Source organism: Mesorhizobium sp. L48C026A00, assembly GCF_000502375.1.
Taxonomy (GTDB): domain Bacteria; phylum Pseudomonadota; class Alphaproteobacteria; order Rhizobiales; family Rhizobiaceae; genus Mesorhizobium; species Mesorhizobium muleiense.
Genome location: NZ_AYWU01000001.1, coordinates 65927 through 90223, shown reverse-complemented (window position 1 = coordinate 90223; position 24297 = coordinate 65927). Strand labels below are relative to the sequence as shown.

Annotated in this window: 22 protein-coding genes, 1 tRNA gene and 1 pseudogene; 11 read left to right on the top strand and 13 right to left on the bottom strand. The window is 63.2% G+C overall.

Annotated elements, in window-relative coordinates; all coding sequences use genetic code 11:
* Positions 1-244: 244 nt before the first annotated feature.
* A complete protein-coding gene (gene gyrB, locus X738_RS46005; protein WP_023796788.1) occupies positions 245-2716 on the bottom strand; it encodes a DNA topoisomerase (ATP-hydrolyzing) subunit B in 2472 nt (823 codons plus the stop codon).
* On the opposite strand from gyrB, the gene X738_RS84455 reads away from it, so the two are divergent.
* A complete protein-coding gene (locus X738_RS84455) occupies positions 2715-2969 on the top strand; it encodes a hypothetical protein (RefSeq protein WP_128172917.1) in 255 nt (84 codons plus the stop codon). The genes gyrB and X738_RS84455 overlap by 2 nt on opposite strands.
* 94 nt (positions 2970-3063) lie before the next feature.
* Positions 3064-4434 (top strand): cytochrome P450, encoded by a 1371-nt coding sequence (locus X738_RS46000; RefSeq protein WP_023796787.1) that lies wholly within the window; start codon positions 3064-3066, stop codon positions 4432-4434.
* A gap of 144 nt (positions 4435-4578) precedes the next feature.
* Here the strand turns inward: X738_RS46000 and X738_RS45995 are convergent, their stop codons facing one another.
* The 7 genes from X738_RS45995 to X738_RS45965 all read right to left on the bottom strand — a co-directional run bounded on the left by X738_RS45995 (position 4579) and on the right by X738_RS45965 (position 10855).
* Positions 4579-5553, bottom strand: coding sequence for a complex I NDUFA9 subunit family protein (locus X738_RS45995; RefSeq protein ID WP_023796786.1), 975 nt, complete (start codon positions 5551-5553; stop codon positions 4579-4581).
* A gap of 117 nt (positions 5554-5670) precedes the next feature.
* Positions 5671-6123: a DoxX family protein gene (locus X738_RS45990; protein ID WP_023796785.1), complete on the bottom strand. Its 453-nt coding sequence runs from the start codon at positions 6121-6123 to the stop codon at positions 5671-5673.
* A gap of 214 nt (positions 6124-6337) precedes the next feature.
* Entirely contained in the window at positions 6338-7339 is a 1002-nt protein-coding gene (locus X738_RS45985) for an Ldh family oxidoreductase (RefSeq protein ID WP_023796784.1), read from the bottom strand.
* A 92-nt stretch (positions 7340-7431) separates the two neighbouring features.
* Positions 7432-8241 (bottom strand): ABC transporter permease, encoded by an 810-nt coding sequence (locus tag X738_RS45980; RefSeq protein ID WP_023796783.1) that lies wholly within the window; start codon positions 8239-8241, stop codon positions 7432-7434.
* Complete coding sequence (locus X738_RS45975) at positions 8241-8906, bottom strand: ABC transporter permease (RefSeq protein ID WP_023796782.1); 666 nt, start codon at positions 8904-8906, stop codon at positions 8241-8243. Before X738_RS45975 ends, X738_RS45980 begins: the two co-directional genes overlap by 1 nt.
* Positions 8907-9198: 292 nt before the next feature.
* Entirely contained in the window at positions 9199-9993 is a 795-nt protein-coding gene (locus X738_RS45970) for a transporter substrate-binding domain-containing protein (protein WP_023796781.1), read from the bottom strand.
* 49 nt (positions 9994-10042) lie between these two features.
* Positions 10043-10855: an ABC transporter ATP-binding protein gene (locus tag X738_RS45965; RefSeq protein WP_036261459.1), complete on the bottom strand. Its 813-nt coding sequence runs from the start codon at positions 10853-10855 to the stop codon at positions 10043-10045.
* A gap of 263 nt (positions 10856-11118) precedes the next feature.
* Here X738_RS45965 and X738_RS45960 point away from each other — a divergent pair.
* The 3 genes and pseudogenes from X738_RS45960 to X738_RS45950 form a co-directional block, all read left to right on the top strand.
* Positions 11119-11496, top strand: a pseudogene (locus X738_RS45960) (amidinotransferase); the annotation flags it as partial.
* A complete protein-coding gene (locus X738_RS45955) occupies positions 11493-13073 on the top strand; it encodes a 5-guanidino-2-oxopentanoate decarboxylase (protein ID WP_023796778.1) in 1581 nt (526 codons plus the stop codon). The pseudogene X738_RS45960 and the gene X738_RS45955, both read left to right, overlap by 4 nt.
* Before the next feature lie 161 nt (positions 13074-13234).
* Positions 13235-13942: an SDR family NAD(P)-dependent oxidoreductase gene (locus tag X738_RS45950; RefSeq protein WP_023796777.1), complete on the top strand. Its 708-nt coding sequence runs from the start codon at positions 13235-13237 to the stop codon at positions 13940-13942.
* Positions 13943-14089: 147 nt separating this feature from the next.
* Here the strand turns inward: X738_RS45950 and rpsA are convergent, their stop codons facing one another.
* The 4 genes from rpsA to aroA form a co-directional block, all read right to left on the bottom strand.
* Positions 14090-15787, bottom strand: coding sequence for a 30S ribosomal protein S1 (gene rpsA / locus X738_RS45945; RefSeq protein ID WP_023796776.1), 1698 nt, complete (start codon positions 15785-15787; stop codon positions 14090-14092).
* Positions 15788-15991: 204 nt separating this feature from the next.
* A complete protein-coding gene (gene cmk / locus X738_RS45940; RefSeq protein WP_023796775.1) occupies positions 15992-16642 on the bottom strand; it encodes a (d)CMP kinase in 651 nt (216 codons plus the stop codon).
* Positions 16639-16965 carry a hypothetical protein gene (locus tag X738_RS45935; RefSeq protein ID WP_023796774.1) on the bottom strand — a complete coding sequence of 109 codons (327 nt, stop codon included), beginning with the start codon at positions 16963-16965 and terminating at the stop codon, positions 16639-16641. The genes cmk and X738_RS45935 overlap by 4 nt, the downstream gene beginning before the upstream one ends.
* Positions 16965-18323, bottom strand: coding sequence for a 3-phosphoshikimate 1-carboxyvinyltransferase (gene aroA / locus X738_RS45930; RefSeq protein ID WP_023796773.1), 1359 nt, complete (start codon positions 18321-18323; stop codon positions 16965-16967). Before aroA ends, X738_RS45935 begins: the two co-directional genes overlap by 1 nt.
* Before the next feature lie 196 nt (positions 18324-18519).
* On the opposite strand from aroA, the gene X738_RS45925 reads away from it, so the two are divergent.
* Positions 18520-18906, top strand: a complete 387-nt coding sequence (locus X738_RS45925; RefSeq protein WP_023796772.1) for a TIGR02300 family protein — start codon at positions 18520-18522, stop codon at positions 18904-18906.
* Between the two features lie 170 nt (positions 18907-19076).
* A tRNA-Ala gene (locus tag X738_RS45920) sits at positions 19077-19152 on the top strand.
* Between the two features lie 18 nt (positions 19153-19170).
* Here the strand turns inward: X738_RS45920 and X738_RS86655 are convergent.
* Positions 19171-19395, bottom strand: a complete 225-nt coding sequence (locus tag X738_RS86655) for a hypothetical protein (RefSeq protein WP_210163887.1) — start codon at positions 19393-19395, stop codon at positions 19171-19173.
* A 422-nt stretch (positions 19396-19817) separates the two neighbouring features.
* On the opposite strand from X738_RS86655, the gene X738_RS45910 reads away from it, so the two are divergent.
* The 4 genes from X738_RS45910 (at position 19818) to ntrB (ending at position 24293) form a co-directional block, all read left to right on the top strand.
* Positions 19818-20417: an ANTAR domain-containing response regulator gene (locus X738_RS45910; protein ID WP_023796771.1), complete on the top strand. Its 600-nt coding sequence runs from the start codon at positions 19818-19820 to the stop codon at positions 20415-20417.
* A 2-nt stretch (positions 20418-20419) separates the two neighbouring features.
* Complete coding sequence (locus X738_RS45905) at positions 20420-21658, top strand: CmpA/NrtA family ABC transporter substrate-binding protein (protein WP_031254001.1); 1239 nt, start codon at positions 20420-20422, stop codon at positions 21656-21658.
* A 361-nt stretch (positions 21659-22019) separates the two neighbouring features.
* A complete protein-coding gene (locus X738_RS45900) occupies positions 22020-23336 on the top strand; it encodes a CmpA/NrtA family ABC transporter substrate-binding protein (protein WP_023796769.1) in 1317 nt (438 codons plus the stop codon).
* A 60-nt stretch (positions 23337-23396) separates the two neighbouring features.
* Positions 23397-24293, top strand: coding sequence for a nitrate ABC transporter permease (ntrB, locus tag X738_RS45895; protein WP_023796768.1), 897 nt, complete (start codon positions 23397-23399; stop codon positions 24291-24293).
* Positions 24294-24297 lie beyond the last annotated feature (4 nt).

The following is a 24297-nucleotide window of genomic DNA, read 5'->3' as shown; positions in this document are numbered from 1 at the left end:
CAGCCCCCTAACGTGCGAAAAGCATGATGAGAATAATGATCGGAATCGGGACTCCGAGAAGCCAGAGCAAAATGCCACGTCCCATGAGTGCCTCCTGCGGCGATTGTGATCGATTACAATGCCTTGGATGCTCTTCCGTTCCGACCGGTCCTCATGATCCTTTTGTTGCGACGCAGCAGGGATCGTTGGTGGGCCTGGGCCTACCAATGCCTTAAGTGTCCGAAGCTGAGCAGCTGCTTGGGCTTTAAATGTCCAGGTTGGCGACCGACAGCGCGTTTTCCTGGATGAACTCGCGCCTGGGCTCGACTTCGTCGCCCATCAGCCGCGAAAACAGGGAGTCGGCGTCCGTTGCGTCATTGACCTTGACCTGCAGCAGCGAGCGCACATTCGGGTCGAGCGTGGTCTCCCAGAGCTGCTCGGCGTTCATTTCGCCAAGGCCCTTGTAGCGCTGCATGGTCAGGCCCTTGCGGCCGGTGGCAAACACGGCATTGAGCAGCGCCAGCGGTCCAGAGATAGTTTCCGATACATCCTTGCGGCGCAGCACCGGCGGCTCGCCGTAGACTTCTGCGAGGCGCGGCGCATAGCGGTCGAGTTGGCGGGCGTCGGCCGAATTGATCAGCGCCAGATCGAGATGCGCGAACTCCTTGACGCTGCGCACCGTGCGCTCGAACACATAACCGCCGACCCCTTCGTTTGAGGTCGACATGCGGCCGGTCCAGCCGCGTTCGGTGTCCTCGGCGATGATGTCGAGGCGCCGGGCGACACGCTCGGCCATCGCGTTGGCCCGGCCGAGATCGACGAAGACATCCGGATTGAGCGCGCCGGCGATCGCCGCCTGCTCGACCACGCCTCTGTTATAGCGGGTGTGCAGCCCGTTGATGAGCTGGCGCACCGCCAGTGCATCGTCGATGGCGCTGCGCAGGTCCTGCCCGGCCCGCACCTCGCCGGTGCTGAGCGCAAGCGACGCCTCTTCCAGCCCTGAGCCGATCAGGAATTCCTCGAAGGCGCTTTCGTCCTTGATGTATTGCGAGCTCTTGCCGCGCGTCACTTTGTAGAGCGGCGGCTGGGCGATGTAGAGATGCCCGCGCTCGATCAGCTCTGGCATCTGCCGGAAGAAGAAGGTCAGCAGCAAGGTGCGGATGTGGGCGCCGTCGACGTCGGCGTCGGTCATCAGGATGATCTTGTGGTAGCGCAATTTGTCTGCGTTGAACTCGTCCTTGCCGATCGAGGTGCCGAGCGCGGTGATCAGCGTGCCGATCATGTCGGAGCCGAGCATACGGTCGAATCGGGCCCGCTCGACGTTGAGGATCTTGCCGCGCAGCGGAAGAATGGCCTGGTTCTGGCGCGAACGGCCGCCCTTGGCCGAGCCGCCGGCGCTGTCGCCCTCGACGATGAAGATTTCGGACTTCGCCGGGTCGCGTTCCTGGCAGTCGGCCAGTTTGCCGGGCAGCGAAGTGACGCCGAGCGAGCTCTTGCGGGTGATGTCGCGCGCCTTGCGCGCGGCTTCGCGCGCCGCTGCCGCCTGGATGACCTTCTCGATGACCACCTTGCCCTCGGTCGGGTGCTCTTCGAGCCAGGTGCCGAGCGCCTCGTTGACGAGCCCTTCCACCACCGGACGGACTTCGGACGAGACCAGCTTGTCCTTGGTCTGCGAGGAGAATTTCGGGTCGGGAACCTTGACCGACAGCACGGCCGTCAGTCCTTCGCGGCAATCGTCGCCGATCAGCGTCACCTTCTCCTTTTTGGTGAGGCCCGTGGATTCGCCATAGCCGGTAATCTGGCGCGTCAGCGCGCCGCGGAAACCGGCAAGATGCGTGCCGCCGTCGCGCTGCGGAATGTTGTTGGTGAAGGCCAGCACGTTCTCGTGGTAGCTGTCGTTCCACCACATGGCGACTTCGACGGTGATACCGTCGCGCTCGGCCTTGATCGCAATCGGCTTGTCGATCAGCGGCTTCTTGACGCGGTCGAGATATCTGACGAACTCCTCGAGCCCGCCATCATAGTGCAGCTCATGGCGCACGACGTCGGCATGGCGGGCATCGGTCAAAATGATGCGCACGCCAGAATTCAGGAAGGCGAGTTCGCGCAGCCGGTGCTCCAGCGTGCCGAAGTCGAACTCGACCATGGTGAAGGTCTCGGTCGACGGAAAGAAGGTGATCTCGCTGCCGCTGCGCCCCTCATAGGTGCCGGCAACCTTGCGCTGCTCATAGCTGCCGGTGACCCTCAGCGGTCCGTCGGCATTGCCATGCGAGAAGCTCATCTCGTAGATCTGGCCGTTGCGGCGGATTTTCAGCTTCAGCCAGGCCGACAGCGCGTTGACGACCGAGACGCCGACGCCGTGGAGGCCACCGGACACCTTGTAGGAGTTCTGGTCGAACTTGCCGCCGGCATGCAGCTGCGTCATGATCACTTCGGCCGCCGAAATGCCTTCGCCGGTGTGGATATCGGTCGGAATGCCACGGCCATTGTCGATGACCGTCACCGAACCGTCGGGATTAAGCGTCACCGTGACGAGGTCGGCATGGCCGGCCAGCGCCTCGTCGATAGCGTTGTCGACGACCTCATAGACCATGTGATGCAGGCCCGAGCCGTCGTCGGTATCGCCGATATACATGCCGGGCCGCTTGCGGACGGCGTCCAAGCCCTTCAAAACCTTGATGGAATCGGCGCCGTACTCGGCCTCAGCGCCGCTGGCGTTGTCGATCTGATCGCTCATGAAAACCTGTCTGATTGATGCCGCACATCCAGCGCAAAAAATCGGCTCCGAATCGCGCGTCCTTGATGGCCCAGATATAGGTGCAAAAGGCGGTTTTTCCAAGGTTTGCAAGCATTTCCGAATGGAAGAAGAGCACGCCTGGCGGGCCACGGCATCGGACCCAAAAAGTGGAACCGGTTTTGGGAACAGAGCGGCCGCACAAGAGCGGGCCGACCTGTTCCCGACGATCATCTACTCTCCTGTGCCCCGGTGACATTTCCGGAGAGCGGGCCCTTCGCCCTTGCCGTTCAGCAACATGGACGCTTGGCTTGCCAGCCACTACATTAAGTTCACCAGCGGAGCACGCCATGGACAGTCAGCCCGCCCCCTTTGTCCCACCGGCGCCGAAGCCGCGCACGTCGCCGCCTTCGACGCTGGAGATGATCCGCATCGTCTATCGCAATCCGCTCGAACTGTGGGGCGAGCCGACCTACAACCAGCCTTGGATTTCGGTGACCGGCATCGGCGGGCCGCTGGTCATCGCCAACGATCCCGGCCTCATTCGCCACGTGCTGGTCGACAATGCCAAAAACTACAAGATGGCGACGGTGCGCCAGATGATCCTGCGGCCGATCCTGCGCGACGGCCTGCTGACCGCCGAGGGTGAGGTCTGGCGGCGTTCACGCAAGGCGATGGCGCCGGTGTTCACGCCGCGCCACATCTTCGGTTTTGCCGAGCCGATGCTGAGGCGTACGCGGGAGTTCGTCACCCGCTACGAGGGCGGCGGCACGTCGGACATCGCCCACGACATGACGCTGCTTACCTTTGACATCCTGGCCGAGACACTGTTTTCCGGTGAGATATCGGGTGAGCCGGGCAGCTTCGCCAAGGAGATCGACCGGCTGTTCGAAACCATGGGCCGCGTCGATCCGCTCGACCTGTTGCGGGCGCCACACTGGCTGCCGCGCCTGACCCGCATTCGCGGCCGCAAAACCATGGCCTACTTCCGCAAGATCGTCACCGACACCGTCAAGATGCGCGAAGAGCGGGTCAAGCACGATCCGGACAAGGTGCCGCAGGATTTCCTCACGCTTTTGCTCAAGGCGGAGGGACCGGACGGGCTGACGCGCGCCGAGGTCGAGGACAACATCATCACCTTCATCGGCGCCGGTCACGAGACCACCGCGCGTGCGCTCGTCTGGACGCTCTATTGCCTGGCCGAAGCACATTGGGAGCGCGAAAAGGTCGAGCGCGAGATCGACGCCGTGCTGGCGCGCGAGCCCGACCCGACAAAGTGGCTCGACGCCATGCCGTTCACCCGCGCCGCCTTCGACGAGGCGCTCAGGCTCTATCCGCCGGCGCCGTCGATCAACCGCGAGCCGATCGAGCCCGAAACCTGGAACGGCCTCTACATACCGAGGCGTGCCGCGGTGCTGGTCATGCCCTGGGTCGTCCACCGCCATCGCAAGTTGTGGGACAGGCCCGACGCCTTCATGCCCGAACGTTTCCATCCGGGAAATCGCGAGAAGATCGACCGTTTTCAGTATTTACCGTTCGGCGCCGGTCCTCGCGTCTGCATCGGCGCCAGCTTTGCCATGCAGGAGGCGATCATCGCTCTGGCGATCATGCTGTCGCGCTTCCGCTTCGATACCACCGCCGAGACCAAACCGTGGCCGGTGCAGAAACTGACGACGCAACCACAGGGCGGCTTGCCGATGCAGGTCACGCGGCGGCTTTAATGCATGTCGCGCAAAAGCATGCCCTCGGGCTTGAACCGAGGGTGTGCAGCGGTTTTGCGAAAACGACATGCATGAGACAATAACCTAAAGCGCGTCGCATGAGGCCGGTCAAACGCGACGCGCTTTAGCGAGCCGCCTGATTGGCTATTCCGCCGTCTTGCGCTGGAACTGGCCGGCGGGCCGGTAGCGCCAGAGATAGCTCGGCAGGATGCTGCCGATCGACTGTGGCTGGATATCGAGACCGGCGAGCGTCCGGTTTTCCCTGATGGCCGCTTCCGAGACGATGTTGTCCCCGCGCAACTGCAGGACCTGATCCTTGGTCAGCAGCGGATTGGGCAAAAGCCCAAGGATCGATGCCTGTATGTTCGCCACCCACCACGGCACCGACACCAGCAACCGCTTGCGGTCGATCATGGCAAGCATTTCCTGCATGCATTGCTTGAAGGTGAGCACCTGAGGTCCGCCTAGCTCGTAGATCCGGCCACCCTGGACTTTGCCGTCGACCGAGCGCGCCACCGCTTCGGCGACATCGCCGACATAGACCGGCTGGAATTTGGTCCGCCCGCCGCCGATCAGAGGCAGGACCGGCGAATAGCGCGCCATGCCGGCGAAGCGGTTGAAGAAGCTGTCCTCGGGGCCGAAATTGATCGAGGGCCGCAAGATGACCGCATCCTCGATCGTCTCCAGGACCGCTTTTTCACCGAGCGCCTTGGTGCGCGCATACTCGGATTGCGCGTTCAGATCGGCGCCCAGCGCCGAGATATGGGTGAGCCCGGCGTCGACGGCGCGCGCCGCTTCGGCGATCGCGTGGGCGCCGAACTCGTGGACGGGCGTGAACTTCTGCCGGCCGCTCTCATGCAGGATGGCTACCAAATTGACGACATGGTCGGCGCCCTGCACGGCGCGGTCGACCGACCAGCGCACGCGAATATTGGCCTGCACCGGCTGGATCTGGCCGACATTGCCGAGCGGTTGCAGATGGCCGGCGAGATCGGGCCGGCGGCAGGCGACCCTGATGCGATAGCCACGCCGGGCCAGCGCCCGCACCACATGGCGGCCGACAAAGCCGGAGCCGCCGAACACGACAACGAGCTTTGGGGTCTGCAGGATTTCGGTCATGGCTGGCTCCGGCGCGCTTTCCAGATCTACTGGGCTTGGCTGAAGCCGTTCATAATCCGTTTCGCGCCGAAGGCAAAGGGCGATCCTTTGTCGCCGTTTGCCGCGGTGTCGGCTGGTTCAGAACGCCCTGCCGATGCGCGCGTCGACCGATTGGCGGTTGCCGCCGCGGATGACGAAGAAGAACAGTATCGCCGCCCACAGCAGCGATTTTTCGGCACCCGAAAAGCCCTCGCCCAGGGTGACCCAGTGGAACCAGACGGTGACCAGGAGCACGAACATTCCGGCGAAGGCGGCCGGGCGGGTCAAGAGACCGATGGCGATGAAAATGCCGCCGAAGAACTCGGTGCAGGCCAGCAGCACCGACCAGAACGCGCCAGGATAGAAGCCGAGGCCTTCGACCATCTCGGCGGCGCCGAGCGGGTCGATGATCTTGCCAGAGCCATGGATGGTGAGGAAGATGCCGGCCACGGCGCGCAGGATGGTTTCAGAGGTAGTGTTCAGCGCCGCATAGAGGCTGCCAAGGGCCGGAACGACAAGATTGGTGCTGGGATTGTGGGTGCTTGCGGCCATTGGGGTTCCTCTTCTGCTGATCCACGCAAACAGCCGCCACCCCAGTCAAAGTCAAATGAACAAAAGTTGACCGGGAAATGCATGTTACGGGTCAGATGCGGAGAGCCCGGATAAACCCAGCCGACGCGAGGGTTTCCGGCTGTTTCCGAAACGTGGTTCGACGAGCAAGTACGCCCGCTGTCGCGCGATCAACTATCCGAAGGTGTGGACGTCTTCAGGAAGAATACCGGGCGGCGAATTCGGAGATGCGCTGCACCACGGCTTTCGGAGCCGTTATGCCCCGTGCCGCTGCCTTCTCCGCCGCTTCGGCCCGGGCACGGCCGGGGACATGCACGCCGTAGCGGCGGTGCAACCGGTCGAGTTGATCTTTCATGCGCTTCTCGAAATTTGGATCGAGCAGCTTGGGCTCGACGGCCAGCACGAAGAGGCCGGTTCCGGGACTGTCCGGTCCGTCGGTGAACCATGGCGCATCGAGTGACCAGTTGGCGCCCGACAGGCCCGCCGCCAGCACTTCGACCATCAGCGCGATGTTGGCGCCACGCTGGCCGCCGAATGCAAGCATCGCGCCTTTCATGGCGGCGGCGGGATCGGTGGTCGGGTTGCCGCTCGCGTCCAAGGCCCAGCCTTCTGGAATTCTCTTGCCGTCGTCAGCCGCCTTGCGGATGTTGACAAAGGCAGTGGCGCTCGACGACTGGTCGATCACCAGCGGCGCACCGTCGGCGGCGGGCGCAGCGAAGGACATCGGGTTGGTGCAATAGACCGGCTTGACCGAGCCGGAGCCGGCAAGCACGGCCGGTCCATTGGTCGCGGCGAAGGATACCAGCCCCTGCGCGGCCAGCCGTCCTGTGAAATAGCCGAGCGCGCCGCATGTATAGGCGTTCTTCTGCGAAAGGATGGCAACGCCGAACAGGCGCGCCGCCTTGGCGAGATCGTCGATGGTGCGGTCGAAGCCGGTATGCGCCAGACCGCCGCGCGCGTCGGAGAGATAGATCGCCAAAGCCGGCCTGGTGATGACCGGCTCGGCCTTGCCATCGATGCGGCCGGCCTCCAGCGCTTCGAGATAGTCGATGAAATGCGACAGTCCGACCGTCGACAGACCTTCTGCCTCGGCCGCCACGACGGAGGCTGCAAGCGACTGCGCCGCTTCCTCATTGGCGCCGGCGCCGAGCGCCGCCATCCGGCACAGCCCTGTCGCCTGGTCGAGACTGAGTTGCATCTTTAGCTGCCCTGAAGCTCTAGCGAGTAGCGAATAGGGAGTAGAGGAAATCAGCGAACTATTCGCTATTCGCTACTCCTATTCGCTCCTCCCTAACCAATTTTGTTCGGGATCCGCGCCTCGATCTTGCCGAGGGCGAAGACCAGGATGCCGGTGATCGCCATATAGATCAACGCCAGGAGCAGCAAGGGTTCATAGGTGAGGAACGTGCTCTGCCGCACCTTTGACGAGACGGCGAATATGTCGATCACGCTGATGGTCGCCACCAGCGGCGTCGATTTCAGTTGCAGCACGGTTTCGCCGGTCAGCGTCGGCAGCGCCCGGTAGAAGGCTTGTGGCAGCCAGATCCGCCGCAGGATCTTCCAGCGGCTCATGCCGAAGGCGCGCGCCGCTTCCAACTGTCCTTTCGGCACCCCGGCGAAGGCACCCCGCATCACTTCCCCCTCGTAACCGGCGAAGGACAAGGTCAGCGCCAGGACGCCGTAGGGCCATGCTTGCCTGAGATACGGCCACATCCAGGACTCGCGTACCCATGGGTACTGTGGAAACAGCGAGCCGAGCCCATAGTAGAGCAGCCAGAGCTGCAGCAGCAGTGGCGTTCCCCTGATGACGGTGCAGAAGGCCTTTGCAGGCGCCGCGAGCCAGAACGGGCCGGCAGCCTGCGCCAATCCGAGCGGCACGGCGAGCAGGAAGCCCAGTGTGCAGGTGACGGCGAGGATCCAGAGCGTACGCCAGAGGCCGACAAGCGCCATTTCGTAATATTGCGGCAGCCAGTCCCAGCGCATGAAAAAAGCGGCCGCGAAAACCAGCGCCAGTCCAGTCACAATCAGCACGATGCGGTGCGGCTGCAACCACAGCGACGCGCGGGCGGCTACGTTGACGATGGTCGTTTCGACAGCCATCAACGCGCCTCCTTGAGCGAGGGCATGCCGCGCCGAGCCCAGACCTCGATGCGGCCGATGATTAGATTGGAGACCAGCGTCAACAGAAGATAGATCACGCCCGCGGCGAGGAAGAAGGTAAGATAGGCTTTGGTTACGCCCGCTGCTTGCCGCGTCGCCAATGTCAGTTCGAAGAAGCCGACGACCGCCAGCAGGGCGGTGTCCTTGGTGGCGATCAGCCAGAGATTGGCAAGGCCCGGTATGGCGAAAGGCAGCATCGCCGGCAGGGTGATGCGTCGCAGCAGCAGGCCGGGAGACATGCCATAGGCGCGCGCGGCTTCGATCTGTCCCTGCGGGATGGCAAGGATCGCGCCGCGCATCACCTCGGTCGAATATGCGCCCTGGACGAAGCCGAGCACGGCAATGCCGGCCACCAGCCCGCTGATATCGATGCGCTGATATCCCATTGCCGTCAGCAACTGGTTGATCAAATCGGTGCCGGCATAATAGAGCAGCAGGATCAGCACTAGCTCCGGCACGGCGCGGACGATCGTCGTATAGACTGCCAGCAGATCGCGCACCACAGGCCCGCCATAGAGCTTGCCATACGCACCGCAAATGCCGATGACGAGGCCGAGACCGAACGCACCGGCAGCGATCTCGACCGAGTGGAGCAGTCCGACCAGAAGCGTTCCGNCCGATGACGAGGCCGAGACCGAACGCACCGGCAGCGATCTCGACCGAGTGGAGCAGTCCGACCAGAAGCGTTCCGCCCCAACCGGGTGGCGTCGGCGAAAGCAGTTCGATGATGCGGGCCACAGAGGCCGGAAGAAATGCGTCGATCAGCGTCGCCCCCGAATTGCTGGCGCCAAAACCACCGGCGATGCCGTCAGCGGAAAGCTTGCATAGGTAGAGTTCGACGAAGCCACACGGCACGCTGGCTGCGCCGCGTGGTTGTTCGCTCGGGGATGCACGCCGTCAATTCGACTGTGGGTCGGCGCCATAGATGTCGAAATCGAAGTATTTCTTCGAAATCTCGTCATATTTGCCGTTGGCGCGGATCGCCTTGATGCCGGCGTTGATCTTCTCCTTCAACTCGGTGTCCTCCTTGCGGACACCGGCGCCGACGCCGGGCCCGAGGATCGCCAGATCCGGCGCGACCGTGCCCTTCAGATCGCAGCATTGCTTGCCCTGATCCGATTTCAGGAAGGCATCGAGCGCGATGGAATCGGCCTGCACGGCATCGACACGGCCGGCGGCAAGATCCTGATTGGCTTCGTCCTGGGTCTGATATTCCTTGATTTCCGCGGCTTCGGTGAAGTGCTTCTTGACGTAGTCGGCATGCACGGTCGAAACTTGCACGCCGATGACCTTGCCCTTGAGATCTTCCGGGCTAGCGCCGAACTTCTGGTCCTTCGGTCCGATGATGGCTGTCGGGGTGTTGTAATATTTGTCGGAGAAGTCGATCGTCTTCTTGCGCTCGTCGGTGATCGACATGGAACTGGCGATGACGTCGATCTTCTTGGTCGTCAGCGCCGGGATGATTCCGTCCCAGGCGACGGGGGTGATGACGCAATCGAGTTTCTGCTCGGCGCAGACCGCGTCGATGAATTCGATCTCCCAGCCAACCCATTTGCCGGAAGCATCCGGCGAGGTGAACGGCGGATAGGGTTCGGCAGCGACGCCGATCTTGACCGGCTCGGCCTTTGCCATGCTCATCGCGGCGACGCCGAGCAGAAGTGCTGCGGCAAATGTTTTCAGAACGGTCTTCATGCCAAAAACTCCCAGTTTGTTGTTGTTCCCGTTTTTCGTCCGCCTCGGCTTAACCGATGTTGCGGATGAATTGCTTCAGCCTTTCGGATTTCGGTGCGCCGAAGATCTGCTCCGGCGGCCCTTCTTCCTCGACCAGTCCGTTGTAGAGGTAGACGACATGCGTCGCGACCTCGCGGGCGAACTTCATCTCATGGGTGACCAGCACCATGGTGCGGCCTTCGCGTGCCAGGTCGCCGATCACCTTCAGCACCTCGCCGATCAGTTCCGGGTCGAGCGCCGAGGTCGGCTCGTCAAACAGCATGACGCGCGGATTGATGGCCAGCGCCCGGGCGATGGCCGCACGCTGCTGCTGGCCGCCTGACAGATAGGCCGGATAGACATCGCGCTTTTCGGCCAGGCCGACGCGGGCAAGCAGCTTTTCCGCCTCGGCGATGGCCACATCGCGCTTGACGCCCAGAACATGCACGGGAACCTCGATGACGTTCTCGATCAGTGTCATGTGGCTCCACAGATTGAAATTCTGGAAAACCATGCCGAGCTTGGAGCGGATGCGCTCGATCTGCTTGCGGTCGGCGGGAACGGTGTGGCCGTGACTGTCGGCCTTCATCCGGATCTCCTCGCCATTGACGCGAACGATCCCGCTGGTCGGGTTCTCCAGGCAATTGATGCAGCGCAGCAGGGTCGATTTTCCCGAGCCGCTGCCGCCAATGATGGCGATGACCTCGCCGTCGCGCGCCGACAGCGAAACGCCTTTCAGCACATGCAGTTCGCCGAATCGTTTATGCAGGTTCTCGACATGGATGGCTTCGGCGGCGTCGTTCTGCGCCGTGTACTTCAGGGCGGGGGCGGTGCCTTGCGCTATCACCTTTGCGGTGCCTCACGAAATGGCCGGACCCGTCGCTGCTGGAATTTTTTACCCATTACCATCACTGGACAGACTTCTCATTCTCAAGATGTACCGTTCCGCTTGCCTCCGTCAACCATGCTTTTTGGACCATTGATCACTGCTCGCTGAGTGGCTATTGGCTGGATGGGATGGTTCAGGAGCACTTGGTGGGTAAAGCATACGGGTCGCAGTCCATGGCCGGGCCCCTGCAGCGCGTGCTGATGCGGTCCGCCGCAAGCGAGGTCTACGGCTACGACCTGCCGCTCTGGCATGGCGAGGACGCCTGCCTGCATCTGATGTCGGTGATCAGTCCGCTGGCCGACGATCTGGCGCTGGTCTATGCACCGCTTTTGCCGGCTGCCTTCTACCAGATGCTGCGGGCGCGAAGCATTCGCCTGGTCGAAGGCGACGCCGGGGAGTTCTTCGCCTCCAACGGCCTCAGCCTCAATGTGCTGCCGACCGCGCCGCGCGAGGTGATCGCCGTTGCCGGCTTCCCGAAGACGGCGGCGGCCATGGCGGCCGCCGGCTGCAGGGTTTCAACCTTCGAGGCGGACGCACTGTGCATCGCCTGCGAGGGCGGACCGACCTGCCTCACACGTCCGGTGCTCAGGCAATGACGACAGTCGGCGAAGCGCTCATCACTTTGCTCGAAGCCCATGATGTCGATACGGTCTTCGGCATTCCGGGTGTGCATACGGTCGAACTCTATCGCGGCTTGGCGCGCTCGAAGATTCGCCACGTCACCCCGCGTCATGAACAGGGCGCCGGGTTCATGGCCGACGGCTATGCGCGCGCCGGCGGCAGGCCCGGCATCGCCTTCGTCATTACCGGACCGGGGCTGACCAACACCATCACCGCCATGGGCCAGGCCCGTGCCGATTCGGTTCCGATGCTGGTGATCTCGGGCGTCAACGCCACGCCGACACTGGGCAAGGGCCTTGGCCATCTGCACGAACTGCCCGACCAGCGCGGCATGATGGAAAAGGTCGCGCTGTTTTCGCACCGTGTTACCGACGCCGACGAACTGCCGGGCGTTCTTGCCCGCGCCTTCGCCCTGTTTTCGTCGTCGCGTCCGGGCCCGGTGCACATCGAGATCCCGACCGATATCATGGTCAAGCCGGCCGGCGGCATCGCCGCTTTGCTGACGAATGTCGCGCCGCCCGAGCCGAATCCGGCGGCGATAGCAGAGGCGGCAAAACTTTGCGCGGCTGCCCGCCGCCCGCTGGTCCTTGCCGGCGGCGGCGCCAAGAGAGCCGAAGCGCCGTTACAGCGCCTTGCCGAAAGGCTGGGAGCGCCGGTTGTCCAGACGGCCAATGCCCGCGGCCTGCTGCACCGCCATCCGCTCGGCGTGCCGGCCAGCCCCAGTCTGAAGGCGGTGCGTGCATTGATGGCCGAGGCCGATCTGGTCATTGCCGCCGGCACCGAATTCGGCCCGACCGACTACGACGGATATAGCGACGGTGGCTTTGTCCTGCCGTCCAATCTGATCCGCGTCGACATCGGCGCCGACCAGCTTGCCCGCCGGCCCGCCCGGATTTCGATCCATGCCGATTGCGGCGCAGCACTCGAGGCGCTGCTTGTCGAGATTGGTACGGACCAGCCGCCATCGGGCGACGGCCAGTCTCGCGCCGCTGCGACAAGGCAAGCAGCCTTTGCCGAAATGGCCCCGGCCCTCCAGGCGCAAACCCGCGCCGTCGAGATGATCCGCGATGCATTGCCGGGCTCGATCATCGTCGGCGATTCGACCCAGCCGGTCTATGCCGCCAACCTCTATTACGATCACGACCGTCCGGGCGGCTGGTTCAACGCCGCCACCGGCTTCGGCGCGCTGGGCTATGGTCCGCCGGCGGCGATCGGCGCAGCCCTTGCCGTGCCTGATGCGCCGGTCGTTTGTCTCACCGGCGACGGCGGTTTCCAGTTCACGCTGCCGGAACTGGGCGCCGCGCTCGACGCTGCGGCGCCGGTGATCTTCGTCGTCTGGAACAATCTCGGCTATCGCGAAATCGAAACCTCGATGCTCGATGTCGGCGTCGAGCCGGTCGGCGTCTCGCCGGCGCCGCCTGATTTCTGCAAGCTGGCCGAGGCCTACGGCATTGCCGCCGAGCGGCTCGCCGGCATCGGTCATCTGGCAGACGCACTCAAGCGCGCGCGGGCGACCGGACTGCCGTATGTCATCGAGATCACCATCGATTGAGTGCTGTGGCAGCGTCTGCCTGGGGATGCGATCCGCGTCGGATGGCCGACGTTCCGACGCGCACAAGCGGCGCTGCGTCATCAAGATTTCGGTTGAGTGATTGCGCGAAAGGCGCGACCTTCGGCGGCGGTGCGGCATAAGAGTGACAGGAGCGGTCGTAGATGACGGATACACTGGACGGCAGGCATGTTGTGGTGACCGGCGGCACCGGAGCGCTCGGTGGCGCGGTTGTCGGCAAACTGCTGGAGCAGGGCGCGATCTGCCATGTGCCGAACGCCCATGCCGCCGCGCCCGCGCATTTTCCCTTCCCGGCACATGAGCGCGTCAGGCTGGCGCACAATGTCGATCTCGCCGATCCCGCCAAGGTCGATGCGTTCTTCGTCAGTGTTACGGATTTGTGGGCATCCATCCATCTGGCCGGCGGCTTCACCGCCGCGCCGGTCGAGAAGATCGAGCCCGCGTCTTTTGCCGAAATGATGGACACCAACGCCCGCACCACCTTCCTGTGCTGCCGCGCGGCGATCCGCTCAATGCTGGAATCTTCCGTGTCGGGCCGCATCGTCAATATCACGGCGCGTGCCGGGCTCGACCTGCGGCGCGGTTCCGGCATGATCGCCTATGCCGCCAGCAAGGCAGCGGTCGCGGCAATGACGGTGGCGATGGCGGAAGAACTCAAGGGCAAGGGCATCCTGGTCAATGCGGTCGCGCCCTCGACCCTCGATACGCCGGCCAACCGGGCTGACATGCCGGCCGCCGATTTCGGCAAATGGGTCAGCCTCGAAGCGGCGGCGGAAGCGATCGCCTACCTCGCTTCGCCGGCCAATCTGGCGATGAGCGGCACACTGGTGCCGCTCTACGGCAGGGCCTGATCTATCTCTTTGTTTGAGCGCGGATTTCCCAAAATCGGTTTGCCACGTTTGGGGTTACGATGCTCTGACCATGGTCAAACAAAAACCCCGCCGGATCGCTCCGGCGGGGTTTTTTAACAGGCCGCGCGAGGCGCGGCGTTAGTGGACCTAGCTACCCTGCTTCTTCAGCGCGGCGCCCAGGATGTCGCCCAGCGAAGCGCCGGAGTCGGTCGAGCCGTACTGGGCGACCGCTTCCTTCTCTTCGGCGATTTCCAGCGCCTTGATCGAGACCTGCAGCTTGCGGGTCTTCTTGTCGAAGGCGATGACGCGGGCATCGACCTTCTGGCCGACCGTGAAGCGCTCGGGGCGCTGCTCGTCGCGGTCACGGCTGAGGTCGGAGCGCTTGATGAAGGACTCGATGCCGCTGTCGACCAGCCGCACTTCCAGGCCGCCATCCTTGACGCCGGTAACCTCGCAGGTGACGACCGCGTTCTTGCGCAGTTCGCCTGAAGTCGCCGCCTCGCCGGCCGTATCCTTGGCCAGCTGCTTGATGCCGAGCGAGATGCGCTCCTTGTCGATGTCGACGTCGAGCACCTGCGCCTTGACGATGTCGCCGCGATTGTACTCCTCGATCACCTGCTCGCCCGGACGGGTCCAGTCGAGGTCGGAAAGATGGACCATGCCGTCGACATCGCCTTCGAGGCCGATGAACAAGCCGAACTCGGTCTTGTTCTTGACCTCGCCCTCGACCTGGCTGCCGACCGGATGGCTGCTGGCGAAAGCCTGCCACGGGTTCTCGAGCGTCTGCTTGAGGCCGAGCGAGATGCGGCGCTTGGCCGGATCGACCTCGAGCACCACCACGTCGACTTCCTGCGTCGTCGACAGGATCTTGCCGGGATGTACATTCTTCTTCGTCCACGACATTTCCGAAACGTGGATGAGACCCTCGATGCCCGGCTCCAGCTCGACGAACGCGCCGTAGTCAGTGATGTTGGTGACGGTGCCCTTGATCTTCTTGCCGATCGGGAATTTCGTTCCGATCTCGGACCACGGATCGCTCTCGAGCTGCTTCATGCCGAGCGAGATGCGGTGGGTTTCCTGGTTGATGCGGATGATCTGCACCTTGACCGTCTGGCCGATGTTGAGGATTTCGGTCGGATGGTTGACGCGGCGCCATGCCATATCGGTGACATGCAACAGGCCGTCGATGCCGCCGAGGTCGACGAACGCACCATAGTCGGTGATGTTCTTGACGACGCCTTCGACCACCTGGCCCTCTTCGAGGTTCTGCACGATTTCCGAACGCTGTTCGGCGCGGCTCTCCTCGAGCACGGTGCGGCGCGACACCACGATGTTGCCGCGGCGGCGATCCATCTTGAGGATCTCGAAAGGCTGCGGATTGTGCATCAGCGGCGAGACGTCGCGGATCGGACGGATGTCGACCTGGCTGCGCGGCAGGAAGGCCACGGCGCCGTCGAGATCGACGGTGAAGCCGCCCTTGACCTGGTTGAAGATGACGCCTTCGACGCGCTCGCCCTTGGTGAACTTCTCTTCGAGACGGACCCAGCTCTCTTCGCGGCGGGCCTTCTCACGCGAAAGCATCGCTTCGCCAAGCGCGTTCTCGATGCGCTCGACATAGACTTCGACCGTGTCGCCGACCTTGAGCGTCGAATCCTTGCCCTTGACGCCGAATTCCTTCAGCGGCACGCGACCTTCGACCTTGAGGCCGACGTCGATGATTGCCATGTCCTTTTCGATCGCAGTGATCGTGCCCTTGACGACTTGGCCTTCGCCGGAATGGCCGGCGGAAAAAGATTCTTCGAGCAGGCTCGCGAAATCATCGCGAGTGGGATTTGCAACTGACATAGTTTCTCCTGGAATGCCCCGCATCTCAAGCGGGGCGGGCGCCGTGGGTTAGCGTTGCGTTGGCCTGCCGGCGTTCCGGGCCTCAAAAAAGCCCTTGGCCGCCTAAGCGGCAATTCCGGCGCATGAAGAATGCTGGCAGGCTGGTTCGTGCCCGATATGGGTATCTTTTCGCCGCCGGCAATCGGCAACGGCAGGAAACCCGGCTCAGGCTTTGTTTCTCTTGGCCAGAACGTCGTCGATGATCGCCTTGGCCGCCAGGAACGCGGCTTCTATAGCCATTTCCGACGTGTCGAGCAAGTGCGCGTCGGCGGCCGGCCTCAGCGGCGAGTCGGCGCGACCCATGTCGCGCTCGTCGCGGCGCAGGATATCGGCGAGGATATCGTCGAAATCGGCGGTGCCGCCGATGCTCTCGATCTCGGCCAGCCTGCGTTGTGCCCGCACCTCGGCGCTCGCCGTCACATAAAGTTTTATGTCGGCGTCGGGACAGACCACGGTGCCGATGTCGCGGCCGTCGAGCACGGCGCCCGGCGGCGCCTTGGCGAATTCGCGCTGCTTTTCGACCAGTATGCGCCGCACCGAAGGGATGACAGCCACTTTCGAAGCCGCTTCGCCGACCGCATGCGCCGTCAGCACCGACCGGTCGAGCTTGGCCAGGTCGACCTGCCGGGCAGCGGTCTCGGCGGCCGAGACATTGTCGAGCGGCAGGCCGAGCCGAAGCAGCGCATGCGCCACCGCGCGATAGGTGAGGCCGGTGTCGAGCAGGTTCAGCCGGTAATGGTCGGCCAGTCGGCGGGCAAGGGTGCCTTTGCCCGCGCCTGCTGGGCCGTCGATGGCGATGGTGAAGGTTGGACTCATCTAGCTTGCTTAAACAGACGGAACGCCAGTACCGCCAAGGCGATCAAAACCGATAATGGCAACGCAATGAAAGGTATTACGCCAATTGTCATAAAGGCCATTGCTCCAAACGCTTTGAAAATTACTGCAAGAAAGACCCAGTCGTTATTCTCTAGAAACTCGCCTGCATAGGCGAACAGGTACATGGTCAAAAATTGCAGGGCCAAAAGCCAAAAAAGAACAGCAAAAATGCCGACACGCTTTTTGAAAACGACGCGTTCGATCAGATAATGGATCAACGCGGCCCCAAGACAGCCCGCTAACACTGGCCAGTCTCGCAGCATCAATCAATCTCCGCGCCCAGCCCCTTCATCAACCCCATGAACTCCGGAAAGCTGGTCGCGATCATCGCCTGGTCGTCGATGGTGACAGGCTTTTCCGTTGCCAGTCCCATGACGAGAAAGCTCATAGCAATGCGGTGGTCGAGATGGGTCTGGACGATGGTGCTCTTTCCGTTCGGATGTTGGCCAAGCCCCTTGCCGCCGGGTTTTCCACGCACCGCCAGTGTGGCTTCGCCCTCGGTACAGTCGACGCCGTTGAGCTTCAGCCCTTCGGCGACCGCCGACAGCCGGTCCGATTCCTTCACCCGCAGCTCTTCCAGTCCCTGCATCAGCGTCTCGCCCTCGGCAAAGCTCGCCGCGACAGCAAGCACCGGATATTCATCGATCATCGTCGGCGCCCGTTCGGGCGGCACGGTGACGCCCTTCAGCTCGGAGTAGCGCACCCGCAGATCGGCGACATCCTCGCCGCCTTCATTGCGCGGCTCGAGAACGTCGATCCGGGCGCCCATTTCCTGTAGCGTCAACAAAAGACCGGTGCGGGTCGGGTTCATCAGCACGTTTTCGATTGTAATGTCCGAGCCCGGCACGATCAGCGCCGCCACCAGCGGGAATCCGGCCGATGACGGGTCGCCCGGCACAGCGATTGTCTGGCCGGTGAGCTTGCCCTGGCCCTCGATGAAGATGTGGCGCACGCCGCGCTCGTCGGTCTCGACCGACAGATTGGCGCCGAATCCCTGCAGCATCTTTTCGGTGTGGTCGCGCGTCATCACTGGCTCGATGACGGTGGTGATGCCGGGCGTGTTCAGCCCGGCGAGCAGCACCGCCGACTTCACCTGGGCCGAGGCCATCGGCACGCGGTAGGTGATCGGCGCGGCGTGTTTGGGGCCGCGCAGCGTGATCGGCATGCGGTCGCCGGGCGTCGCCTTCAGCACCTGCACGCCCATCTGGCGCAGCGGCTCGAGCACGCGGCCCATCGGCCGGCCGGACAGCGAGGCGTCGCCGATGAAGGTCGTCTCCATGTCGTAGGTGCCGACCAGGCCCATGGTGAGGCGCGAGCCGGTGCCGGCGTTGCCGAAATCGAGCGGGCCTTCCGGCTGCAGCAGCGCGCCGTTGCCGGTGCCGCGGATCACCCATTCAGCGCCGCGCTTCTCTATATGCGCGCCCATTGCCTTCATCGCGGCGCCCGTGCGCATCACGTCCTCGCCTTCCAGCAGGCCGGTGATGCGGGTTTCGCCGGAGGCGAGGCCGCCGAACATGAACGAGCGGTGCGAGATCGACTTGTCGCCGGGCACCCGTGCTGTGCCTGAAAGCGCTGGCGATTTGCGGGCGGTGGCCGGTTTCGGGGCGGCAGTATGCGACATGGGTTTTCCTTGGGTGAAAAAAGCCGGTGGCTGGCCTTTTTCTTCTGGTTTGCGCGGTCTCGTATCACGGCGGGCGGAAATGGTCATCCCCTTGCAAGAGGTCGCTCAACGCGGGGATTTGTGACGCTGGCTTTAGGCTTTGACAGCGCCGTAAACTGTGGTTATGGGGACCAAACTTTCATCGACGAGGCTTGCTGTGGCAAAACCCGAACTTGGCACCAAACGCATCGACCCCGAGACGGGTCAAAAATTCTACGATCTGAACAAGGATCCGATCGTCTCGCCCTATACCGGCAAGAACTATCCCCGCTCTTATTTCGAGGAAGGCAAGATTGCCGCCCTTGAGGAGGAAGAGGAAGTTGCCGAGAAGGAAGTCGACGCCGAGGAGGAAGAGGGCGTCGAGGTCGTCTCGCTCGAAGAGGCGGACGAGGATACGAAGCCCGACGATCTTCCCGATCTCGGCGATGACGAGGACGATGTGGACCTCGGCGACGACGACGATACCTTCCTCGCCGACGAAGAGGAAGAGGACGACGATGTCGCCGACATGATCGGCGTCGGCGATGACGACGACGAAGTCTGATCCGGCCTCTCACACAGCGCCCGCCGACTTTCGCGGGGTCTTGATAAAAAGCGGCTCTTAAAGGCTTGATATTGACGGAAGGCGGGGTTAGAAGCCGCCTGCACTAACGGCGCGGTCTCAACCCGCGCCGGATCTCTTCGCCGGCAACGGCGCCGGTTGACTGCCGGAGTGGGGCCATAGCTCAGTTGGGAGAGCGCTTGAATGGCATTCAAGAGGTCGTCGGTTCGATTCCGATTGGCTCCACCAGTTTTCTCTTTGGGAAAATCAGTCTGATTTTGGCCTGCCTATAACTGGCAGGCCCGACAACTCGCGCAGATCCCTGAAAAATTCGCCGTATTCGGCTAGTCCGAGACTGAAAACCCCGGCAACCACCGGGGTTTTCAGCACACTAACTGCTAATAATACCAGCCCCAGACCCAAACACGCCTGCGAAAACACCGTCTGCGCAGACGGCCATATCGCCAGGCACGACGACAGGCCCTTCTCCAAGCCCGCCGCCGGCGCCGCCGCCTGCGGTGCCAGCTCCGATGTCGGACCGGCTCCGCCTGAGTATCCTCATCTTCGAACGGCTCTGTCTCCAGCGCGTCGAGTTCATCGAGGATGCCACTTCTGGCGCTCGGTACGCCGGCCACCGCGTTGATTGGCCGAACTGCGCTTGCAAGGGCTGCTGCCCCAGCAACGCCCAACACTCCTGTCAAAAATAATCGCCGATCCATGGAACCTCCAATTTCAAAGCCAGCGAGACAAGGTCGCAATTGGGAAATAGCGCGGTGGATACAAAAGCAAAGTCAGATGCGTTTAGAGAGGCTTAACGGTCGGTTCCGCGAACATGTTACGGTGCCCGAAGCGATGACTTCGTCAATTCTCGCCATGCCGCATTGCACAATCACGCTGCGTGCGCAAAATGCGGCATGATCCGGAAATCCCTCACCGTCCTGGTGATCGACGAAAACCACATCCGCGCCTCCATCATCGAGGCGGGATTGCGGGAGGCCGGGCATGAGCAGGTCACGGTCGTTCACGATGTTGCGGGAATAGCGCGGCGCATTGCCGAGATCGAACCGGACGTAATCGTCATCGATCTCGAAAATCCCAACCGCGATATGCTTGAAAACATGTTCCAGCTTTCGCGCGTGGTGAAGCGGCCGATCGCCATGTTCGTGGACCGGTCGGATCAGGCTTCAATCGAAGCTGCGGTGGAAGCGGGGGTCTCCGCCTATGTCGTCGACGGGCTGCGCCAGGAGCGCGTCAAGCCGATCCTCGACATGGCGATCAGCCGCTTCAACGCGTTCTCGCGGATGGCGCGCGAACTTGAGGAAGCCCGCAGTGAATTGGAGGACCGCAAGGTCATCGACCGCGCCAAGGGCATCCTGATGCGATCACGCGGCCTGTCGGAGGACGCGGCCTATACGCTTCTGCGCAAGACCGCCATGAACCAGAACCGCAAGATCAGCGAAATCGCGCAGAGCCTGGTGACGGCGGCAGGCCTTCTGGATCCCGGAGAGAGTTGAGCATGGCGGCCGAACACCAGATCAACGCAGGTTTCATACCGCTCTTCGACAGCGCCGTCCTTGTCGCAGCGAGGGAGATCGGCTTTGCCGCACGCGAAGGCGTCGACCTGACGCTCAGCCGCGAAACCTCTTGGGCCAACATCCGCGACCGCATCGCGATCGGGCATTTCGATTTGGCGCATATGCTGGGGCCGATGCCGATCGCCTGCAATCTGGGGCTCACCCCGCTCGCCTCCGACACGATCGTGCCGTTCTCGCTTGGACTGGGCGGTAACTGCGTAACGGTTTCGAACACGCTCTGGGCGGGCATGGCCGCGCATGGCGCCTTGCCCGATCTCAATCCGGCGCGGGCCGGCAAGGCCTTGGGAGCGCTGATCCGTGAACGGGCAAATGCCGGTCTCGACCCCCTGCGCTTTGCGGTCGTGCATCCGCACTCCGGACACAATTACGAACTGCGCTACTGGCTCGCCGCCTGCGGCATCGATCCGTCGCGCGAAATAGAAATCGTCATCGTGCCGCCGCCCTTCATGGCCGACGCACTCGCCGCCGGCAGGATCGACGGCTACTGCGCCGGCGAACCGTGGAACAGCGCCTCGGTCGTCGCCGGCACCGGCCATATCGCCACGGTCAAGGCCACCATCTGGAAGACCAGCCCCGAGAAAGTCGTCGGCGTGCGCAAGGCCTGGGCCGAAAAACACCCGCAAGCGCTTTCGGCGCTGCTGCGCGCGCTCCATCACGCCGCGCGCTGGTGCCAGGATCCGGCAAACCGCGGCGAACTGGCCGCCCTGATGGCGCAGCCTTCCTTCCTCGGCCTTTCGCCGGCGCTACAGATGCCGATCCTGACCGGACATCTTGCGCTGGGCGGCGGCGCGGAACTGACCGTCGAGGACTTCTTTCTGGCTTTCGGCAAGGCGGCAAATTTTCCGTGGAAAAGCCACGCGCTGTGGTTCTACACGCAGATGGTCCGTTGGGGGCAGGTCAAGCACAGCGCTGCCCACATGGCGCTCGCGCGGGACACCTACCGGCCCGACCTCTATCGCGCAGCGCTGAAGCCGCTCGGCGTCGCACTTCCCGGCGCCAATTCTAAGGTGGAGGGCGCGCTGGCGTCTGCCACACCTGTCGGCTCCGCCGGCGCCAGTCTGGTGCTCGGCCCCGATGGTTTCTTCGATGGCCAGATATTCGATCCCGACGAGGTCGACGCCTACATTGCCGGGCAGAAATTGGCGCGCGCCGAAGCCTGATCATTTTCGCGCCATTCTTGTGCATTGCACAAAAATTATGCGTGCAACGGCGCTAATGAACAATCTTTGGCTTGCTCGCCCAACGGGCCAGCGCGCCGATGATTGTGGTATGCCGTTGATCTCATTGATGTTTGTCATCCATTCCGAAACTGGCACGGTTCCTGCATCGCAATAAGCAGACTCTTTTCGGGTCACGGAACAGGCGTCCAATGGCGGGCGCTACAGGCAAAGCTGCCGCTCAGGTCAACACGCGATCCCGGATGGACGGAACGCGCGCGGCCTGGCCGGCGGCTTTTTTTGTTTTGACCGAGCACGGCAATCGACGGCGCTGATCCCAAGCAGTGCCCAACGGGAGACGACGATGACGAAACGCATCAAGACTGAAGCCCCTCTCGAGGGCATGACCCGCCGCAATTTTCTGATGGCAAGTGCTGCCACCGCGGCAACCCTGGCAGCGGCGCGCGCGCTGTTGCCGGCTGGCGCCTATGCGGCGCCCGCGGCACCGGAAGTCACCGGCGCCAAGCTCGGCTTCATCGCGCTGACCGACGCGGCGCCGCTGATGATCGCCAAGGAGAAGGGCCTGTTCGAAAAATTCGGCATGCCCGATGTCGAGGTGCTCAAGCAGGCCTCCTGGGGCGCGACGCGCGACAATCTGATGCTCGGCGGCGAAGCCAACGGCATCGACGGCGCCCATATCCTGACGCCGATGCCTTACCTGATGCATACCGGCAAGGTGACGCAGAACAACCAGCCGATGCCGATGGCGATCGTCGCGCGGCTGAATTACGACTGCCAGGCGATTTCCGTCGCGCAGGAATATGCCGGCACCGGCGTCGGCCTCGACGCCTCCAAGCTGAAGGACGCCTTCGCGGCCAAGAAGGCCGAAGGCAAGGAGGTGAAGGCCGCCATGACCTTCCCTGGCGGCACTCATGATCTCTGGTTGCGCTATTGGCTGGCCGCTGGCGGCATCGATCCCGACAAGGATGTCTCGACCATCGTCGTGCCGCCACCGCAGATGGTCGCCAACATGAAGGTCGGCAACATGGACGTGTTCTGCGTCGGCGAGCCATGGAACGAGCAACTCGTCCATCAGGGCGTCGGCTTTACCGCCGCCACCACGGGCGAGTTGTGGAAAGGCCATCCGGAAAAGGCGCTCGGCCTGCGCGCCGCCTTCATCGACAAGAACCCGAACGCCACCAAGGCGATCCTGATGGCCGTCATGGAAGCCCAGCAATGGTGCGAAGCCATGGAAAACAAGGACGAGATGGCGGCCATCATCGGCAAGCGGCAATGGATGAACGTGCCGACAGCCGACATCATCGGCCGCCTCAAGGGCGACATCAATTACGGCAATGACCGCGTCGCCACCGGCACCGACCTCTACATGAAGTTCTGGAAGGGCGGTGTGTCCTATCCGTTCAAGAGCCACGACAGCTGGTTTCTCGCCGAAAACATCCGCTGGGGCAAATTCGCGGCGACCACCGACATCAAGGCGCTGGTCGATCAAGTCAACCGCGAAGATCTGTGGCGCGAGGCGGCCAAGGATCTTGGCGTTGCTGCGGCCGATATCCCGGCGTCTCCATCGCGCGGCGTCGAGACCTTCTTTGACGGCAAGATTTTCGATCCGGCCAACCCGTCCGCCTATCTCGACAGCCTCAAGATCAAGGCATCGGCCTGACGTCGACGGCAAGCGCCGCCGCTGCGCCGCTTGCCAGTGCTCAAGGAGCTTTTTGCGAAAATGTCTATTCAAGCCATCGAGGACACCAAGGTGAAGGCGTTCCCCGCGCCTGCCAAGCCTGCAGAGGTCCTAGCTTTCACCGCCAAGGTGAGGCGCCGCTTCGATCCCGCCGCGATCGCCGGCAAGCTGGCGAGCACGCTGGTGCCGCCGGCCGTAGTCATCATCGTCATGCTCGTCGTCTGGCAGGTCGCCTGCTCGTCGCCCAATGCCAGCTTGCCGCCACCTAGCCAGGTATGGAACGAGGCCTACGATCTGATCGCCCATCCGTTCTTCGACTATGGTCCGCAGGATATCGGACTGGCCTGGCGGGTGCTGATCTCGCTGCAGCGGGTCGCCATCGGCTTCGGCCTGGCTGCCATCGTCGGCGTCGCGCTCGGTGCGCTGGTCGGCCAGTCGATCTGGGCGATGCGCGGCCTCGATCCGGTGTTCCAGATTCTGCGCACCGTGCCGCCGCTCGCCTGGCTGCCGCTGTCGCTGGCTGCCTTCCGCGATTCCAGCCCGTCGGCGATCTTCGTCATCTTCATCACCTCGATCTGGCCGGTGATCATCAACACTGCCGTCGGCGTCCGCAACATTCCAGAGGATTATCGAAACGTCTCCCGCATCCTCAGGCTCAACCAGCTCGAATTCTTCGTAAAGATCATGGTGCCGGCCGCGGCACCTTACATCTTCACCGGCCTGCGCATCGGCATCGGCCTGTCCTGGCTCGCCATCGTCGCCGCCGAAATGCTGACAGGCGGCGTCGGCATCGGCTTCTTCATCTGGGACGCCTGGAACTCGTCGCGGCTGCCCGACATCATCGTCGCGCTCGCCTATATCGGCGTCACCGGCTTCTGCCTCGACCGCTTGGTCGCGGCGGTCGGCGCCTTCGTCACCCGCGGCACAACGGCAAAGTGAGGAG